The 18,457-nt window shown below is 68.7% G+C and carries 16 protein-coding genes; 2 read left to right on the top strand and 14 right to left on the bottom strand.

Annotated features, from left to right (window positions below; translation table 11 throughout):
- The first annotated feature begins 83 nt into the window (after positions 1 to 83).
- On the top strand, positions 84 to 1,490 hold the full coding sequence (locus tag ACFYO1_RS00710) for an amidase (protein ID WP_387225788.1): 1,407 nt from the start codon (positions 84 to 86) through the stop codon (positions 1,488 to 1,490).
- A 909-nt stretch (positions 1,491 to 2,399) separates the two neighbouring features.
- Here ACFYO1_RS00710 and ACFYO1_RS00705 read toward each other — a convergent pair.
- The 7 genes from ACFYO1_RS00705 to ACFYO1_RS00675 all read right to left on the bottom strand — a co-directional run bounded on the left by ACFYO1_RS00705 (position 2,400) and on the right by ACFYO1_RS00675 (position 7,838).
- Entirely contained in the window at positions 2,400 to 3,419 is a 1,020-nt protein-coding gene (locus tag ACFYO1_RS00705) for a cation diffusion facilitator family transporter (protein WP_387225786.1), read from the bottom strand.
- Positions 3,420 to 3,550: 131 nt separating this feature from the next.
- The gene (locus ACFYO1_RS00700) at positions 3,551 to 3,733 is read right to left on the bottom strand and encodes a hypothetical protein (RefSeq protein ID WP_387225784.1); all 183 of its coding nucleotides are present in this window, start codon (positions 3,731 to 3,733) and stop codon (positions 3,551 to 3,553) included.
- Positions 3,734 to 3,758: 25 nt separating this feature from the next.
- Entirely contained in the window at positions 3,759 to 4,334 is a 576-nt protein-coding gene (locus ACFYO1_RS00695; RefSeq protein WP_387225782.1) for a Fic/DOC family protein, read from the bottom strand.
- The gene (locus ACFYO1_RS00690; protein WP_387225781.1) at positions 4,331 to 4,648 is read right to left on the bottom strand and encodes a hypothetical protein; all 318 of its coding nucleotides are present in this window, start codon (positions 4,646 to 4,648) and stop codon (positions 4,331 to 4,333) included. The genes ACFYO1_RS00695 and ACFYO1_RS00690 overlap by 4 nt, the downstream gene beginning before the upstream one ends.
- Positions 4,649 to 4,810: 162 nt before the next feature.
- Positions 4,811 to 5,956 (bottom strand): sugar ABC transporter permease, encoded by a 1,146-nt coding sequence (locus ACFYO1_RS00685; RefSeq protein WP_387225779.1) that lies wholly within the window; start codon positions 5,954 to 5,956, stop codon positions 4,811 to 4,813.
- 65 nt (positions 5,957 to 6,021) lie between these two features.
- Positions 6,022 to 6,759, bottom strand: a complete 738-nt coding sequence (locus ACFYO1_RS00680) for an ATP-binding cassette domain-containing protein (RefSeq protein WP_387225777.1) — start codon at positions 6,757 to 6,759, stop codon at positions 6,022 to 6,024.
- Positions 6,756 to 7,838 (bottom strand): sugar ABC transporter substrate-binding protein, encoded by a 1,083-nt coding sequence (locus ACFYO1_RS00675; protein WP_387225775.1) that lies wholly within the window; start codon positions 7,836 to 7,838, stop codon positions 6,756 to 6,758. Before ACFYO1_RS00675 ends, ACFYO1_RS00680 begins: the two co-directional genes overlap by 4 nt.
- A 101-nt stretch (positions 7,839 to 7,939) precedes the next feature.
- Here ACFYO1_RS00675 and ACFYO1_RS00670 point away from each other — a divergent pair, with 101 nt between their 5' ends.
- Positions 7,940 to 9,115 carry an ROK family protein gene (locus ACFYO1_RS00670; RefSeq protein ID WP_387225773.1) on the top strand — a complete coding sequence of 392 codons (1,176 nt, stop codon included), beginning with the start codon at positions 7,940 to 7,942 and terminating at the stop codon, positions 9,113 to 9,115.
- 1 nt (position 9,116) lies between these two features.
- Here the strand turns inward: ACFYO1_RS00670 and ACFYO1_RS00665 are convergent, their stop codons facing one another.
- From ACFYO1_RS00665 to ACFYO1_RS00635, 7 genes are all read right to left on the bottom strand, one after another.
- Positions 9,117 to 9,710, bottom strand: coding sequence for a hypothetical protein (locus ACFYO1_RS00665; RefSeq protein WP_387225771.1), 594 nt, complete (start codon positions 9,708 to 9,710; stop codon positions 9,117 to 9,119).
- A complete protein-coding gene (locus tag ACFYO1_RS00660) occupies positions 9,700 to 9,984 on the bottom strand; it encodes a hypothetical protein (RefSeq protein WP_387225769.1) in 285 nt (94 codons plus the stop codon). The genes ACFYO1_RS00665 and ACFYO1_RS00660 overlap by 11 nt, the downstream gene beginning before the upstream one ends.
- Before the next feature lie 30 nt (positions 9,985 to 10,014).
- The gene (locus ACFYO1_RS00655; RefSeq protein WP_387225767.1) at positions 10,015 to 10,542 is read right to left on the bottom strand and encodes a hypothetical protein; all 528 of its coding nucleotides are present in this window, start codon (positions 10,540 to 10,542) and stop codon (positions 10,015 to 10,017) included.
- Between the two features lie 44 nt (positions 10,543 to 10,586).
- On the bottom strand, positions 10,587 to 15,623 hold the full coding sequence (locus ACFYO1_RS00650) for a hypothetical protein (RefSeq protein ID WP_387225765.1): 5,037 nt from the start codon (positions 15,621 to 15,623) through the stop codon (positions 10,587 to 10,589).
- A gap of 124 nt (positions 15,624 to 15,747) precedes the next feature.
- Positions 15,748 to 16,050, bottom strand: a complete 303-nt coding sequence (locus ACFYO1_RS00645; protein WP_387225763.1) for a hypothetical protein — start codon at positions 16,048 to 16,050, stop codon at positions 15,748 to 15,750.
- A 272-nt stretch (positions 16,051 to 16,322) separates the two neighbouring features.
- A complete protein-coding gene (locus ACFYO1_RS00640) occupies positions 16,323 to 17,678 on the bottom strand; it encodes a flavin monoamine oxidase family protein (RefSeq protein WP_387225761.1) in 1,356 nt (451 codons plus the stop codon).
- Positions 17,679 to 17,920: 242 nt separating this feature from the next.
- Positions 17,921 to 18,421 (bottom strand): CGNR zinc finger domain-containing protein, encoded by a 501-nt coding sequence (locus tag ACFYO1_RS00635; protein ID WP_387225759.1) that lies wholly within the window; start codon positions 18,419 to 18,421, stop codon positions 17,921 to 17,923.
- Positions 18,422 to 18,457: the final 36 nt, after the last annotated feature.

The raw sequence follows: 18,457 nt of genomic DNA, 5'->3' as shown, positions 1-18,457 counted from the left end.
CCTGGTTGCCGTTCCACCGTATGCGCGTGACGGCCACCACTGGACAGACGGTCCGCCGCGCGCCGGGTCGCTAGATTCGAGGAGTGACCGCTGACGCTCAGACCCGCATCCACTCCTTCGCCGACGACGCGCTCGGCGAGCACGACGCGGTCGCGCTGGCAGGGCTGGTGCGCAGGGGGGAACGAAGTCCGCGCGAACTCGCCGCGGCGGCGGTGCAGCGGGCGCGCGCGGTCGAGGAGTTGGGGGCGGTCGCCTACGAGAGTTACGACCGGCCGTTGCTGCCCGCCGAGCGGACCGGGCCGTTGTACGGGGTGCCGACGTTCATGAAAGACAACGCCGACCTCGCCGGGATGCCGACGACCCACGGCGCCCAGGCTTTCCAGGCCAAGCCCGCGCGGACGCATGGTGCCTACAGCCGCCAATTCCTCAGTGCCGGAATGACGGTGCTCGGCAAGAGCACGCTGCCCGAGTTCGGGTTCAACGCGACCACCGAGCCGCCGTTCGCGCGTCCGACCCGAAACCCTTGGCACACCGGCTATTCGGTGGGTGGATCGTCCGGCGGGTCCGCGGCGCTGGTCGCCTCCGGCGTGGTGCCGATCGCGCACGGCAACGACGGCGGCGGATCGATCCGGATTCCCGCGGCCTGCGCCGGGTTGGTCGGGTTGAAGCCGAGCCGGGGGCGGCACATCGATTCCGCGCTGGCCCGCAAGTTGCCGGTCAATATCGTGAGCGAAGGCGTGCTGACCCGGACGGTGCGCGATACGGCCGCGTATACCGCTGCGGTGGAACAGTATTGGAGCAACCCCACGCTACCGCCGATCGGGTACGTCGAGGGGCCGGGGTCGAAGCCGCTGCGGATCGCGTTGCTGCTGGAGAACATCGGCGGTCCGGTGCCCGCCGGCCCGACCCGGGACGCGGTCGAAAAGGTCGCTGTCACACTGGAATCCCACGGCCACCACGTCGAGCCGGTCCCCATGCCGTTCGACAACGCGTTGGAGGCCGCGTTCCTCCAATACTGGGGCCTGCTGGCCACTTTCGTCGCCTCCACCGGCAAACTCGCCGACCGTCGCTTCGACGCCGCCCGCCTCGACGACCTCACCCTCGGCCTCCGCCGCTACTTCCTCCGCAGCGCCTGGCGCAGCCCCGCCATGCTCTACCGACTACGCGCCGCAGCCACCACTTACCAACGCGCCCTGGGCCCCTACGACGCCGTACTCCTCCCCACCCTCGGCCACGAAACCCCCGAGCTCGGCTACCTCAGCCCCACCGTCCCCTTCGACACCCTCCTCGACCGCCTACGCACCTACGTCTCCTTCACCCCCATCAACAACATCACCGGCACCCCCGCCATCACCCTCCCCGCCGGCCTCACCCCCACCGGCCTCCCCCTCGGCATCCAACTAGCCGCCACCCACGGCAACGAACGCCCCCTCCTAGAACTCGCTTACCTCCTAGAAGCCGAACACCCCTTCCCCCGCCTCACCCCCTAGCCACCATCCCCCAGCCCCACGGCTGGAACCATCGAGCCGAGTCAAAAGGCGGCCAAATGATCTCCAACAGCAACCATTTGAACCGGCACCCCAACTCGGGATCCGCACCTGGACTTGAATCCGCCCGGCCTCCAACGCCCGGTCGAGGCCACGACGAGCCCATTGCCGCTACCGGTAGCTGTCGCCGAGCATCGAGCTGAGTCAAAAGGTCGCCAAATGATCTCCGACAGCGACCATTTGACTCGACTCAACTAAATACGGACAGAATGGGTGCATCGAGGCGATGCAAAATGGCAGGCCGCCGCGCAGGCAGTCGGATTCGCACCCTAACTCAGGGTCTGCGCCGGCTATCGTGCCCTATTCTCGGTAGGAATCTCGACAGGGAGTGCGGATGTCGGTGACACCAGAGAGTGGGGCGCTTCGCAGGCATGCTCGGCAGTCGCACGGGACTACCGCTGAGATCGCCGCTGATCGATCCTGCTCTGTCCAAAGCGTTTGTAACGCAACCACAGCCAGATGACCACGCTGGAACTGGGGGCCGCGCACCTGACCGCGGAGGTAGGTCGGGTACCCCGCCTGACGTGCTCAGCACTACTCCGGTGAAAACCTGGGTAGGTCTTCAGTTTCACTCGGCAGGTCACCTCTAGGAGTCTCTAGGTGTACATCCCGAAACCGTGCGCCTGTTCCGCGGGAAAGATCCCCGGCGAGAACCTGCCGATAGTTCTGAAGACTCGTCCCACGTTTTCACCGGAGTAGTGCTGAGCACGTCGCCTGCCGTACCCGACCTACCTCCGCGGTGAGGCACGGCGGTAACCCACAGAGCGTGCACACTTTCCACAGGGACCCGAGGCTCTGTGAATGGTGTGCACGCTCTGTGAATGTGGCTGGACGCCCAGTGCGGGGCGGGGCTCAGTGGGTGTGGCCGACCTCTGGGCGGTCGCGGTGGACGGGGCCGTGGGAGTCGTCGCAGTGTTCTTCCAACACCGGGAGTAGGCGGTCGGCGTGGGGGGTGGTGGGGGCGGCGACCAGTTGGGAGTGGTCGACTTGCAGGGTGGTGTGGGTGATTTCGTAGTCGTGGTCGAGGAGGCGTTCGATCTGCTGGCGTAGGCCGTGGCAGTCGGCGCCGGGTTGGACGAGCACGTGGGCGGACAGTGCGACGTTGCCGGAGGTGATCTGCCAGACGTGCAGGTCGTGCACCTCGTCGATGCCGGGCATCTCGACCAGGCGGCGGCCGAGGGCGTCGGGGTCGACACCGGCGGGGGCCGCTTCGAGGAAGATGCGGCCGGATTCGCGGACCAGGCCGAGGCCGGCCTTCACCATCAGCGCGACGACGACCAGGGTGGCGATCGCGTCGGCGCGGGCGAATCCGGTGAGCAGCACGACGACGCCGGCGACAGCGGTCGCGATGAAGCCGTACAGATCGTTGAGCACGTGCTGGAACGCGCCCTCGACGTTCAGGCTGGAGCGATTCGCTTTACTGATCGCCCAGGCCGCCGCCACGTTCACCACGATGCCGACGATCGCGGTGGCGACCACCAGCCCACCGGTCACCTCCGGCGGATCGAGCAGTCGCCGGATCGCCTCATAGGTCAGCCAGCCGGCCAGCACGAGCAGCGTGATGCCGTTGGCCTGCGCGGAAAGGATCTCGGCCCGCTTGAATCCGTAGGTGTATTTGCCGCGCGCCGGGCGGGCGGCCAGCCGGATCGCGGTGAGCGCCAGCACGATCGACGCCGCGTCGGTCAGCATGTGCGCCGCGTCCGAGAGCAGCGCCAGCGAATTCGCCAGCAGGCCGACCACGACCTCGATCAGCATGAACCCGCCGATCAGTGCCAGTGCGACAGTCAGCCAGCGGCGATCGGCATCGCCGGACACCCCGTGCGAGTGCCCGCCGCTCCCATGCCCGTGTCCGTGCTCGTGTTCATGTCCCATTAGCCGCCCGCTTTCATCACCGCCACATATGCGCATATCTGCATCTGTTTACCCACCTTAGCCCACCCTATGCCGACCGCAGCCTACTACGTCGGATGACGTGGGTCACAGGTCTGCGGTCGGGCGGACGGTCAGCTGTAGAGGCCCTTGGCGAGTACCGGCCAGGACGCCACGAACGCGTCCTGCCAGTATCCCCAGGAGTGGGTTCCGGTCGGGGTGAAGTCGAAGGTGGCGGGGATGCCGATTTGGTCGAGCCGGTACTGCAGATTGGCCGAGCAGGCCCGGATGCCCGCCTCGATCGCCCCGCCGACCACCAGCTGATCGGCCCATTGCGTTGGTTCAGGCCGGACTGATCAGCGATCGAAAAAGAGCCGACATCGGCCGGAGATCGCCGCGTAGCGCCGACATGGACGCGTGCACATTCTCATCCGGTTCCAGTCTGGACCAGTCGATCAGCCAGCCGGCTTCCAGCGCCAGTTGGCGAAAGAACGCTCGCTGCGTGCGGCCATTGCCCTCGCGAAACGGGTGGATTGCGTTGACTTCGGCGAAGAAGTACGTGAGTCGATCGATGAATTCGTCACCGGGCAACCCGCGCAAGTGCTGTTCACGAGCCAACTGGCGGAAGACTTCTGCCGAGTAGGTTTCAATGAATTGAGGCAGACAGAAGGGGTCGGACTTCGCGATGCCGACCACTCGAACCTCCCCGGCCCATGAATAGATCTCACCGAAGATCTCGCGATGGAAGACACAGAGGTGATCGAGGTCGTAGTTGCCGTGCAATACCCGGGTCGACAGATCCACCAAGGCGAATAGGGTCAAATCGGCCTCGACCTGCCGCAGCCGCACAGCATCGTCGATGCCGAGTCGGTTTCGCAGCACCCCGGAGCCGGGGTCGAGGTACGGGTCGCTGGTCACCCGGCGCCATGCAAGCGCCGACCGAGTTCGCGCATCTGCGCGGTGGTGATCTCACCACGCGTCCACCGCTCTACGATCGCTTGGGCATCGGCAGTCGGCTCGACACCTTCAGCTCGAATGGACCCCATCGCCATAGCCTGCGCCCGAGTTCGCTCGGCGGTCAATTCTTCGAACACTTCGACCGGAACCATCACTGCCTCCGTCTTGCGATGAGCACCCACGCCGACGGGTGCGCGGTCACCATGACGAAAGCGGTCGAGAAGGACAGAGAGCTGCTCACGCGCCTCTCGCACCGAAAGCGTCTCGATCAACATATAAAAAGTGTACCAGAATGTGTACACATTAACGCCTCGACTGCACAATGCCGAGGGCGGAGACCAGGCTCGGTCGCTTCGATCGAGGGACCACCTGGACGCGGGACAACCCTGCCGCGCCCAGGCGCCCTCCTAGGGGCGATCCCGAGATCCCCCCGTAACTCAGCGCGCTCCCTCGGCACCGCGCCGCGCGACCGAGTCGATGGCGACCGAGATCGCGAGCACGGCACCGGTGACCATGAAGCGCACCGAGGAGTCCACGTTCAACAACAGCATGCCATTCGTAATCGATTGAATGACAAGAATTCCCAGCAATGCGGCATACGCGCGGCCGCGGCCGCCGAACAGGCTGGTCCCGCCGATCACCGCCGCGGCGATCGCGTTGAGCAGAATGTCGCTGCCGCCGGAACTCTGATTGACCGCGACCAGGCGCGACGCCGCGAGGATGCCGCCGACGCAGGCCAGCGCCGAGCAACCGACGAAGGCGCTGATGCGAATCCAGGTGACGTTGATGCCGGCCCGGCGAGCCGCCTCCGCATTCCCGCCGACCGCGTACATGCGGCGGCCGAAGACAGTCCGCCGCAGGATCAGGTCCAGGCCGAGGACCAGCCCGCCGAAGATCACCAAGGTCAGCGGAACGCCGCGATCGGAGTTCAGCACGACGACCGTGATGGCCAGCAGGATGCCGAGGCCGCCGGAGCGCGCCACGATCCAGACCGGGGCGGTCGCGTCGAGACCCGCGTGCACCCGCTGGTGCCGGGTGATCAGACTCGCGACGAGATGCCCGCCGGCGAGCAACACCACCAGGAGCCAGCCGAGCACGGCGGGCAACCAGGTATCGCTGATGGTCGCGATCCCTCGGTCGAACGGCAGGTTGACCGTGCCTTCCTTACCGAGCAGATACAGCATCAGGCCCTGCCAGCCGATCAAACCCGCCAGCGTGACGACGAACGACGGCATGCTCAGCATCGTCCGCATGAGGCCGTGCAGCAGACCGATCGCGGCGCCGACCGCGATGGCGGCGAGCACGGCGAGCACGACGTTCCAGCCGTGCCGCACGTAGAGCAGCGTCATCACCACGGCGGTGAGGCCACTGACCGAACCGGCCGACAGGTCGATCTCGCCGAGCAGCAGCACCAGCACGATACCGAGGGCGATGGTACCGGTCGCGGCCATCTGCAAGGCCAGGTTGGTCAGGTTCTCCGCGGACAGGAAATGGGCGTTGAGGTGGTAGAACACCGCGCCGATGATGACCAGGCCGATCGCCACCGGCACCGATCCGACTTCGCCGCGGCGTAGCCGGTCCATTGCGGCATCGGCTAATCCGCGCCCTTGACTTCCCTGCCAGACTGGCCTTTTCACAACTATGTCACTCATGCAGCTGCTCCCGTGATCGCTGCCACGATATCTTCTTGAGTCGCCTTGGCGGTCTCGAACTCACCTGCGTTGCGGCCGAGGCGCAAGACCACCACGCGGTCGCTGACCGAGCGCACGTCGACCAGGTTGTGCGAAATCAACAGCACGCCCAGACCGCGCTCGCGCAATCGCCCGATCAACGCGAGCACCTGCGCGGTCTGCTCGACGCCGAGTGCCGCGGTCGGCTCGTCCAGAATCACCATCCGCGGCCGTCCGAGCAGCGCCCGTGCGATGGCGACGGACTGCCGCTGCCCGCCGGACAGCGCGGACACCGGCGAGCGCACGTCCTTGATCTTCACGTCCAGCGAGGCGAGCAGATCGCGTGCGCTGCGCTCCATCTCGATCTCGTCGAGCACGCTGCAGATACTGGTCTCCGTGCCCAGATGCAGGTTGGCGACGACGTCGAGGTTGTCGCACAGGGCCAGATCCTGGAACACGGTGGTGATGCCGAGCGCCTGCGCGTCCTGCGGGCGGGTGATCCGCACCGTCTCGCCGGCGAAGACGATCTCGCCCTCGTCGGCCACGGTCACCCCCGAAATCGCCTTCACCAGGGTCGATTTGCCCGCGCCGTTGTCCCCGACCAGAGCGACCACTTCACCGGCGTGCACCTCGAGATCTGCGCCGGCCAGCGCCTGCACCGCGCCGTAGCGCTTGGTCAGGCCGCGGGCGGAGAGAACCGTTGTGGGAGCCGTCATTTGATACCTGCGGCCTGGCAGGCTGCCGCCACATCGGGCGTGCAGATATCGGCGACGGTGTAGAGGCCGTCCTTGACGATGGTGTCCTTGATGTTGTCCTTGCCGACCGCGATCGCGTCGAGCAGGTAGGACGGGATGTCCGTCGCGCCGTTGTTGGTCTTGGCCGGGGCCGTGGGCTTCTCGCCCTTCGCGAGGGCGACGGCCAGCTCGGCCGCCTTCTCCGCCTGGGCGCGGTAGTCCAGGTAGATGGTCATGGTCTGCTCGCCGGTCAGAATCCGTTGCACGCCTGCGAGTTCCGCGTCCTGTCCGGTCAGCGGCGGCAGCGTCGCGTAGCCGGCCCGCTTCAGCGCCGCGATCGCGCCGCCGGCCATGCCGTCGTTGGCCGAGTACACGCCGACGATCGCGTCCTTGCCGAGCGCGGTGATGGCCTGCTCCATCTGCTGTTGCGCCTTGTCCGGCGACCAGTCGGGAGTGTCGAATTCGCGCCCGATCTTCACCTTGCCGTCCAGCGCCTCGTGCGCACCCTTCTTGTAGTCGCCCGCGCTGGGATCGGTCGGCGATCCGTTGATCACCACCAGCTGGCCCTTGTCGGTGGTGCCGCGCTTGGCCAGCTCGGCGAGCAGGGCCTCACCCTGCACCTTGCCGACCTTCACATTGTCGAAGGACACGTAGTACTCGTAGCCGATGCCGGAGATCAGCCGGTCGTAGGCGACCACCGGGATCTTCTTCTGCCGCGCCGTGTTCACCTGTGGCGCAACGGCATCCGCGTTGACCGCGTCGAACACCATGACGTCGGCGCCCTGGGTGAGCGCGGATTCGAACTGGCCCTGCTGTTTCGCCGCGTCTTGGTCGGCGTTGAAGTAGAGCACCTTGCAGTTGCCACAGAGCTGCTTGACCTTCGCCTCGAACAGCGGGCGGTCGAAGGCTTCGTAACGGGTGGTCTTGGATTCCGGGAGCAGCAGCGCGATCGTCGGGGAGTCGCTGCCCGATTTCGCGTCTTTGGTGCTGTCGCCGGAGCTACAGCCTGCCGCCAGGACGAGTGCGGCCGCCGCCGCGGTGAGGAGCTGAATTCGACGCATGAGGTCACCGTGCCGAGAGGAGTGAGAGCGCCCGGTTGAGCGTTGGTAAGAAAGGTAGTTTACTAACACCAAGGTGTCCAGTGGTACGAGCAGGAGGATTGATGAGTAGGGTCGGCAATCCCCAGCTCCTTCGGACGATGAACGAGCGGTTGCTGCTCGACTACCTGCGGCTCAGCGGCCCCGCCTCGCGCGGCGAGCTGGCCAAGGCCAGCGGATTGTCGAAACCGACAGTGTCGGCGGCGCTTTCGGGGCTGGAGCACGCCGGGCTGGTGCAATTGGTCGGGTCGCTCAGCGGCAGGCCGGGGCCGACCACCGCCCTCTACGACGTGAACGTGCGCGCCGGCGTGGTGTCCGGAATCGACATCGGCCGCAACTGGATCCGGCTCGCCGTCGCCGACCTGCGCGGCGACTTCATCGGGCGCCGCGATGTGCGCAACTCCGCGCGTTCGGCCGCCGATCTGGTGCGCCGGGTGCGGGCGCTGGCCGACGAGGTCGCCGAGGAAGCCGGGGTCGACTGGTCGGACGTGCACTACGCGGTCATCGGCAGTCCCGGCGTGCTCAACCCGAGCACCGGCCGCCTCGACTACGCGCAGAATCTGCCGGGCTGGGGCCGCGCCGGGCTGGTCGGGCAGTTGCGGGACGCGCTGGAGGTCGAGTCGACCATCGAGAACGACATCAACCTGGCCGCCGTCGGCGAGCTCACCTTCGGCGCGGGCGCCGGCGTGCGCAACTTCGTGCTCATCTCTATCGGCACCGGCGTCGGCATGGGCATCGTGATCAACGGAGAGCTCTATGTCGGCAATACCGGTGCGGCGGGCGAGGTTTCGTTCCTGCCCGCCACCGAGGTCGACGCTCCCCCGCTCGATGCCCGCGAGCGCGGCATGACCGAAACCGTCGCCGCCGCGGGCGGAGTCGCCCGAGCGGCCGAACAGGCCGGTCTGCCAGGGGCTTCGGCCAAGGAGATCTTCGGCGCGGCGGCCGCGGGCGACCTGCGGGCGCTGGCGGTGGTCGAGTCCGAGGGACGGCGGATCGGCGCGCTCATCACCGCCGTCGCCGCGATCCTCGACCCGGAACTCGTGGTGCTGAGCGGCGGCATCGGCAACAACCTCGACCTGCTCGGCGAGGCGATCGCGCGCCGGATGGCCGAACTCGGGCCGCTGCATCCGCGCATCGTCGCCAGCACGCTCGGCGATGACGGGGTCCTCACCGGCGCCGTGTCGCGCGCGCTTTCGGTTGCCCGGGATCGGCTGTTCGAAAGGCGTTCGACGGGAAGCTGATTCAGCGTGCGCTCAGCGGTGGGCCGTATCGCGGCCCCTTCGGTTCGGCGAAGACGGAGGGGCAGGTGCGGCGCATGCGATCCATCGAGCCGTTGAGGGAGGTCAGAGCGGCGGTGACCGAGTCGGCGACCGACTGGGCCTGGCTGCCGTTGTCGAGGACGGCGGCGAAGTCGGACAGCGAGTTGTGCAGTTGACCGCCCGCAGTGGCGACATCGTGGTAGGCGCTGCCGATGAGCGGGGAACCCATCCGGTCGGCCACCGGATTGATCGTGTTCGAGACCTGATCGGACAGCCGCATGCCCTGGGTGACACGGGTTTTCACGTCATCGAGATCGCCGCGGGTGGCGGCCGGGCCGAGCCCGTCGAGTTGTTCGGAGAGTTGACGGAAGGTGTCGCGCAGGCCGGCGACGGCCTGGCCACCGAGCGCGCAATCGGCGGTGTCCGCGTTGGCGACGCGGTCACGCAGGCCGTCGGTCGACCCCGTGCTCGAACACGCGCTCAACAGGGTGGCGGCGAGCAGGAAGAGCACGGCTACCGCCGTCCCGCCGAGGGAGGTCCCCCGGCGGAACGGCCGCCGACGCGAGCTATCCGGCATGGCTCAGCACCGTGAGGATCGCGTTCTGTACCGCGGGCACGAAAGCCAGGGTCATCACCATCGCCATACCGAAGCCTGCCTGTACGTGCTGGTGCCGGTTCCACCACCCGATCGGGGCGGTGCGGGACCGGGTATTCCATTCGACGCCTTGGGCAACGGCGACCTCGTCGCGTTCGTAGTAGCCGAACGTGATGGGAGCCGACCGGACGTCGAGCAGACCACCGAGCGCGTCGGTGGCGACGCCGCCGGGACCGCCGTTTCGCGAATCGAACATGGTGCCAACCCCTTTCGGGCTCGTCGTGGTTTACCCGTCGATGTTGCTGCTCCATGGCTGCATCAGCTCGTCGTAGACGGTCCTGGTGAATTCACCCTGGCCGACCAGGTCACTCAGGACCGCGGCGGTGACCGCCTGGCCGACCACGGTCACCGCGCCGATCGAGCCGAACGACTCCAGCAGGCCGCTGAGGTCGCCGGGGCTGGTCGCCGCGTTCGGGGACACGGCCTGGCCGGCGATCATGCCGGCGACCTGCACGTTGCGGGAGCGGCCGAACGCCTTGGCGGTCGCGGTGGCGATGTTCAGCGGATGTGCCGCTACTGACTGGGCGTTGGCGCCCATGCCGAGCCCGGCCAGCAGGCTGCCGAGGCCGCCCTCCAAGCCGGAGCCGTTGGTCAGGGTCGAAACCTTCTCTTGCATCAGCTTTTTCGCCGCGGCGTTCAGCTTCTCGCGTTCCGCGGCGGTCAATTGGCCGGACCGCTCGATGATCCGGATCGCGTCCTGCCACTGCGGGCCGTAGAGGTACTCGAGGTGCAGGGTCTCCGTGGTGTGCGTCATGTCTGATCTCCTTCGCTAGATGGCTTGACACAGTGCAGGATTCGTCACAGCGAAACGCTGACGAGTCGCGCGGCGCGCTCGTGCGCCACCGCTTCGGCGGCCCCCTTTCCGGTGTAGGGCAGGTCGGCGAACGCGACCGGCTCGGGCGTGGGCGCGGGTTGGCTGGGTAGCGGAGCAAGCAGCTGCTGCAACGAGGCCGCCAGTTGCTCCAGGGTCGGATCGTCCGGAATATCGTCGAGGAACTGCGTGCCGGTCGCGGCCGCACCGCCACCCAAAGCCCCTAGTGGCCCAGTGCGATCCAGCGCCGCCCGAATGCCGGAGATGATCCCGACCCGTGCCCCCGGCGTGAGCAGAACGGCAACCGCCAGCGCCAGGGCCGCCAAAGCAGCAGCGCCCACCGCGGCCAACGGCGCACCAACCAGCCCCGCGAGCCCAACCAGCGGCGCGGCCACCAACGCTGCCACCCCCACCGCGGCAAACGGCGCCAGCAACGTCGCGGCTCCCGCAGCCAACGCCCAACCGATCAACAGCTTCGGAATCTCGATCAGCGCGAACAGCCCCAGCGCCGCCAACGGCAACCCGATCACCGCGGCCAAGGCCCCACCGGCCACCAACACCGGAAGCGCAAGCAGCGCAAGCACGCCGACCGCCGCGAGCGGCACACCAACCAGCGCGGCCAATGCGCCACCGGCCAGCAGAACTGGAAGCGCAAGCAGCGCAAGCGCACCCACCGCCGCGAGCGGAACACCCACCAGCGCAGCAAGACCAGCCAACGCACCACCGGCCAGCAGAACGGGGAGCGCAAGCAGGGCGAGCGCGCCCACCGCGGCCAGCGACACGCCCACCAAAGCGGCCAGCGCACCGCCTACCAGCAAAGCCGGAAGCGCAAGCACGGCAAGCGCGCCCACCGCAGCCAACGGGACACCGACCAGAGCAGCGAGCCCGACGAGCGCACCTCCCACCAGCAGCACGGGGAGGGCGAGCAGAGCGAGCGCGCCGACTGCGGCCAGCGGCACACCGACCAACGCGGCGAGGCCCGCCAGCGCGCCGCCGGCCAGCAGCACCGGAAGCGCGAGCACGGCAAGCGCTCCGACTACAGCTAGCGGAACGCCGACGAGGGCTACCAGTCCGGCCAGCGCGCCACCCGCGAGCAGGACCGGAAGGGCAAGCAGGGCAATCGCACCGAGGGTCAGGGGGAGGCAGATCAGTAGTTTCACCGCGACGAAAGCGGCTGCCAGGGCGGCCAGGCCGCCGCCGATCAGGAGCACCGGGACGCCGACCAGCGCGGCCAGCGCGCCGCCCACCAGCAGGACCGGAAGGGCAAGGGCGGCGAGCGGGACGCCGACGAGGGCGGCCAGGGCGCCACCGACCAAGAGGACCGGAAGCGCAAGTAGCGCAAGGGCACCCACGGCGGCCAGGGGCACGCCGATCAGGGCGGCCAGTCCGGCCAGTGCCCCACCGATCAGGACGACCGGCAGCGCGAGCACCGCCAGTGCGCCCAGTGCGGCGAGCGGGACGCCGACCACCGCTGCCAGTGCTCCGCCGATCAGCAGGACAGGCAGGGCGAGCAGGGCGAGGGCGCCGACCGCGGCGAGGGCCAGCAGCGGCACGATCACCAGCAGCGCCAGTGGCGCACCGAGTGCGAGGGCACCCAGGACGGCCACTGCGAGTGCGGTCGCCCCGGCGACCGCGCCGGCTGCGAAAGTCGCACCCAGCGCTGCCAATCCGGCCAGCGCGAGCAGCGGTATCGCTACCAGAGCGAGGAGCGCGAGAACGGGCAGCGCGAGCACCGCGAGAACCGGAATCGCCACGGCGGCAAGCACACCGAGCGCGGCAAGGCCGAGGACCGGCAGCGCGACGACCGCCAGCACCGGCAGCGCGACCAAGGCGAGCGCACCCAGCGCGGCCAGGCCGAGCACCGGCAGCGCGAGCAGGACAAGCACGGGCAGCGCGATCGCCGCGAGCACACCGAGCGCAGCCGCACCAAGCACCGGCGCGGCCAGGAGCGCGAGCACCGGAAGGGCGAGCACTGCCAGCGCCCCGAGTCCGGCCACGGCCGCCAGCGGCGCGAGCACCGCGGCGACGAGGCCCAGGGTGGCGAAGTCGAGGAGCAGGCTGCCGAGGACCAACGTGACCGCCAGCGCGGTCGTGATCGCCACCACCGAGATGCCGATGAGCCCCGCGAGGACCGGCAGGCCGATCAAGCCGAACACCCCGAGGCCGACGCCGAGCGCGGCGACCGCCAGCCCGGCCACCAGGATCGGCGACCACACCGCAAGCAGCGCAAGCGCGATGACCGGCGACAGTGCCGTCGACACCACCACGGCGAACGGCCCGAAGATCAGGAAGGGCAGCGTGAGGACCGCGGCGAGCGCGAACCCGACGACCCCGGCCGCGGCGGTGGCGATCACCGCCGCCACGGCGAGCACCGCGGCAATCAGCCCGCCCGCCAACAGGATCGCGCCGAGACCCACGCCGCCGACGGCGAGCGTCGCGAGGGCGAGCACCGCCATCACCGCGAAGGCCGCCGCCGCGAGCGGCACCGAGACCAGCAGCAGCGGCGGGAACAGCGCAGACGCGGCGACGAATACGCCGAGCGCCAGCACACCGAAGAACACCCAGGCGCCCACCAGCCCGAGCCCGAGCGCCGCGACGAAGCCACCGAGCAGCGCGCTGACCACGGCCACTGTGCCGATGGTCGCCAGCGTGCCGAGCAGCACCCCGCCGAACAGCAGCGGCAGCGCGATCAGCGCCAGCGGCGGGTTGATCACGATCAGGGCGAGCGCGGTGAGGGCGAGCATGGCGAACGACAGCACCGAAACCACCAGCCCGCCGGCGAACACCGTCGCCACGGCGGCGAGCGCGAACGCGAGCAGGCCGAGGACGATCACGCCACCGCCGAGCCAGGTCACCACCGTGAACGCCGCGGCGACCACACCGATGCCGACCCCGGTGATGATCGAGAAAGCCAGTGCGGCAACGAGAATGATCGGAATCGCGTACGGCATCGTGACCATGAACACCAGCGTCGCGAGCAGCGTCGCCCCGGCCAGTGCGGCGATCGCCAGCAGCGCCGTCCCGGTCAACGCGAACACGGAGAACGCGATCAGCCCGAACCCGCCGAACAACACCGCGAGCCCGATCGCCGCCGGAATGGCGACGAGGCCGAGGAACAGCAGCGGAGCCAGCAGCGGCCCGAGAACCGGCACGGCGAACACCAGCGCGATGGTGGCGAGCAGGCCACCGACCACCGCCAGCGCGACGCCGACCGCGCCGAGCGCGGCGAAAACGATTCCCGCAGCGGCCAATCCGGCCCAGAACACCGCCGCGGCAACGAGCTGGATCGCGGTCGCCACCACGGCAAGCGCCAGCAGCACGGTCACCGCTGCCCCGCCCGCCACCGACAGCACCAGCAACCCGGCCAGCGCTACCACGGCCAGGATCACGCCACCCGCCAGCCCGACCGCGCCGAACGCCACCAGGGCGACGGCCGCGAGCGCGAGCAGAATCGGAACGGCGATGAGCCCGAACGGAGTCAGCAACGACAGCAGCCCGACGCCGGCAAACAGTGCGGCAGTGGCGAGTCCGGCTACACCGAGCACGCCGAAGAAGGCCACCGCTGTGGCGAAGAGACTAACCACGAGGAACGCGAGCGCGCCGGTGAACAGCAGCGGCGCCACCACCAGCCCGAGGATCGGCACGAACACGGTGGCCAGCAGCGCGGCCACGGTCAGCACCGCGAAGCCGACCACGCTCAGCACCAGCCCACCGGCCAATGCCAGTACGGCGAGGGCGATTCCGCCGACGACGGCCACCGCGACCGCGGCGATCCCACCGACCAGGATGACCGGCGCCAGCACCGCGAACGCGACGATGGCCACCGGAATCGCGATGAGCAGCACGGGGATAGCGATCACCGCGAGCACGATCAGCACCGGGACGGCCAGCACGGCGAGAATCAGCCCGCCCACGATCAGCGCACCGATCACCAACGGGGCCAACACGATCGCACCGAGCACCACCGCGCCGAGGGCCAGTACGGCGGCCACCCCGATCCCGCCCGCGAACAACAGCGGCACGATCGCGAGCACCGCGATCACCGGAACCGCGAGCAGCGGCAACGCCGCCGGATGCCGGGCGTCGGACACCAGCCCGCGCACCGCCGCACGAATCTGGGTGAATACCGCGCCGATCCCCGCGACCGGGTTCGAGGCCAGGGCGAGCAGCGGTGCGAGGAACGCGAGCACCGGTCCCGCGCCCGCCAGCTGCGGCGCGAACAACCCGATAACGGGCGCGGCGATCGCGAGCAGTCCGGGAGGTAGCTGTTGCGCCACCGGATCCTGTTGTCCCACAGCCGGAGTCAGCAGATCGCGCAGCCCCTTGACCGGATCGGGTCCGTCCTTGGGGAACCCGAAGAGCGTACGCGCCTGATCGATCAGGTCGTCGATAGCCGGCGTCGTGCCGTTCCGCCGGGTGCCGGCCAGTTCGGTGGCCTGTTCGACGAAGGCCAGCAGGTCGTTGACCGGCCCGCGCATGGGCCCGTCGGGAAAGGTCTTGTTTGCCCAAGTCGCGAGCTGATCGAGCCGCAATCCCGAGCCCGCGATTTGCGCGACGGTAGCCGCGAGATCGGCAACCGGTGCGGGAACGCGGCCTGCCACCTCGGCGGCGACCGCACCGGGGGCACCCTGACCACCTTGATCGGAGCCACCGAACCAGGGCTCCGCCGAGGGTGGCGCCCCGCCCGCACGATAGGTGTCGATCGCCGAGTTCACCTGATCGCCGAACGGCGTGTTCGCGCTCGCCGCGCTCGCCGCACCGAGCGCGTTGTTCAGCGCGTCCTGCTGGCCGGGGTCGAGCACCTGTCCCGCGACGTCGCCCGCGCCGGACAGCACGCCGTCGATATCGGCGGGCGGCGGCGGCAATTCGATGTCAGCGGATGCCTGACCGGCGCCGATCATGGCGGTCGCCATCGAGGCGAAGGTCGCCGCGGCGTACATCCCGCGCCGGGACTTCTCGACGCTCTTGCGGTGCTTGGCCGATGCTTTCGTTTCGCGCTGACGTTCCTTGGTGACTACACGCATTATGGAGCCTCTCCGTGTACCCGTCCGATAGGACGTGCTGGTCAACGACGCGCACATGGCCCTATGGTCGATAGTTCGCGGGCTCCAGCGCGTAAGGCGATATCGGGGTCGAGCCCCGCCCGGGTCAGACCGGACCGGTTTCGGCCGGGGCGCAATTCGCCCTGGACCATCCGCCACGGGCGCCGATGGTGGCGCCGATATGGGTGTGGGGCAGGCCGAGCAGATCTCGGCAGCGGATGAAGGCGTGCTCGCCGACGCCGGCGCCGGGATCACACGTGATCGTCAGTTCATTGGGAATCGACGAATCCGTGACGCAACCGGACAGGTCGGGGTCCGCAGCGGCCGGACCTGATCCGGCGAACCATCCGCCGGCCAGCACTGTGCACAACACCAGCAGCGCGGCCGGGAAGGTACGGCTCGGCCGCACTAGCCTTTGCTGAACGTTTGCTAGATGTGCCATGCGATCCATGGTTCGCGCCCGGCGGAATCTCAGTCAACATAACGGAGATCACCATTGGCCGGTCACCCAGGTCAACAGCCACTTTTTGGCTCCGGGAATGCCGTCGCGCGTCAGGGAAGCGTAAACAGTTGTGTACGCGCTTTCTTATTCGGTCTATTATCCAAGCCGCAAATTGGACAAACTGCAAAATTTTGACATAACCTCTGAAAACCGCAGGCCAGAAGCGATTTCGAGCCGAGCTAGCCCCATGCGGTCACGCGATAATTGGCGAGCACTTCGGCAGCCGCTCGTTCCCCGGAACGGATCGCCCCCTCGATATAGCCCGTCCATTCCGTGGCGGTTTCGCTCCCCGCCCAATGAATCGCGCCGATCGGCTGCCGCAGCGCCGAACCGATGCTGGTCAGCACACCCGGCGGGAAGAACGCACCATAACCGCCACGGGTGTGGGGATCGTCGGCCCAGACCTTCTCGCGGAAGTCGATCGGATCGCGCGCCGAGTACCCGAAGGCCCGGACGAGCGAGCCGATGATCATGGCCCGGCGTTCGCCGGCCGACAGCGCGGCCAGCCGATGGGCCGCACGGCCGGGGACGAGAGCGCCGAGACAGCCCGGTCCGCCGGGGCGGGTGGCGTCGAAGGTGACCGGAACCGGGTCGTGCAGGTTCAATGCCTGCCCGGTCAGCCGGTCGTCGCGCCAGAAGGGCCGCTCGTAGACGGCGAACGCCTTCAACACCGATCCCATCGGCATCCGCTGGGTCAGGTGATCGCGGGCGGCGGGCAACGCTGGGTCGTAGGTGATCCGGCCGGCCAGCGCGGGCGGTAGCGCGACGATCACCTGTGCGGCGCGCACCTCGCCGAATTCACCACGCACCGAAAGCCCCTCCGCCACTTGCCGAATCGCCGCGACCGCGGCGTTCAAGCGCAGCGTGTCACCCAGTTCGGCGGCAATGGAGCGGGCCGGGCCGTCGGCGCCGTCGACGAACAACCGGGTAACCGTCTCGGCCGTCGCCCCCGCCTCGACACCGCCCGCGGCCCGAATGGTGGTGAGCAGCGCCAGCATCGAGACGCTGCCGACGTCGACGCACAACTCCTCGCCGATCATCACCTCGGCGAGATGCCGGGCGCGGCGCTCGGGCAGGTTACGGCGCAGCCAGGTCGCCGCGGTCATCGCATCGAGCCGATCGGCGCCGGGGGTGGCCCACGGCCGGGCAAGGTCGATGCGCGCGGCCAGCCGCTCGATCCGCCACATGGCTTGCGCGAGAACGACCAGCACGAGCGGCGGCAGCGGCGGGCGAGCACCGGCGAACGGTCGCCGGACCGCGCCCTCCACCAGCAAGTTCACCCCATCCGCGGGTGCCGTGTAGGTATCGGCGCCGTACTCCCGCGCCAGCGCGGCAAACCTCGTGTGACCGCCGGAGATCCACTGCGCGCCGAGGTCGATGGCCCAGCCGTCGCCGATCCGATCGGTCAGCGCCCGCCCGCCGACCCGCGCGGCAGCCTCGAGCACGACGACCTCGCGTCCGGCCGCCCGCAATGCCCGCGCCGCGGACAGTCCCGCATATCCGGCACCGACGACAACCACGTCCGCGTGGTCCATGCCGGCCTCCCGTCACTACACCGTTGGACACCACTGTTGATCACCGTCCGCCGATGCGCAACCGCTCGACGTGTCCGAATTGCCGGACTGGGAGCCGGTACGAGCGGGTCGATGCCGACCGGCCGGCCGCTTGGGTCCAGAAACCCGCGCGCCGCAAAGGCATCGAGCAGACCGAAATCGAACGCGTAAAGCTTTTCGCCGCAGTCGATTCCGTGTCATGCAGACGGAAAGGCCTACTGAGCTCAGCCGGCGCGACGGGACCGATGTTCGGCCACGTGCACCCGGTTCGAGCAGCGCGACGAGCAGAACCGGCGCCTGCCGTTGCGGGAGGTATCGATGAACACGTCGTCGCACCCGGCCCGGGCACAGCGACCGATGCGATTCGGGTCTTCACAGAACAGCGTGGCCAGACCGACCGCCGTGTACGCCTTGACCCGTTCGTCCACCGGCGCGGTCTCCTGCGCGAAGTGCAGGTGCGGCAGCCGGTCGTCGTGCGTCGAAATATAGGGCTGACTGGTCGTTTTAGCGAGTAGCGCATTGAGCCGCCGCACGGTCGGATCGTCGAACACCGCACTGAGCTCGACGATCCATCGACGCAGCTCCGCGGCCTGTGCTGGATCGAGTACACCGATCGGTTTGTAATCCGAGGCAGTGAGCAACTCGCGCAGATCCTCGTCCGGACCCGCGTTCACCAGCCGGGCGGCGAGTTCGGCGGCCGCGCCACCGTAAGGGTTGAAATGCACTAGCTCATTACATCAGGCTGGGGCAATGGACCTGAC

Source organism: Nocardia sp. NPDC006044, assembly GCF_042871115.1.
Classification (GTDB): Bacteria; Actinomycetota; Actinomycetes; order Mycobacteriales; family Mycobacteriaceae; genus Nocardia.
Note: the sequence above shows the minus strand (reverse complement) of the source record. Positions and strands in the feature narration are given on the sequence as shown.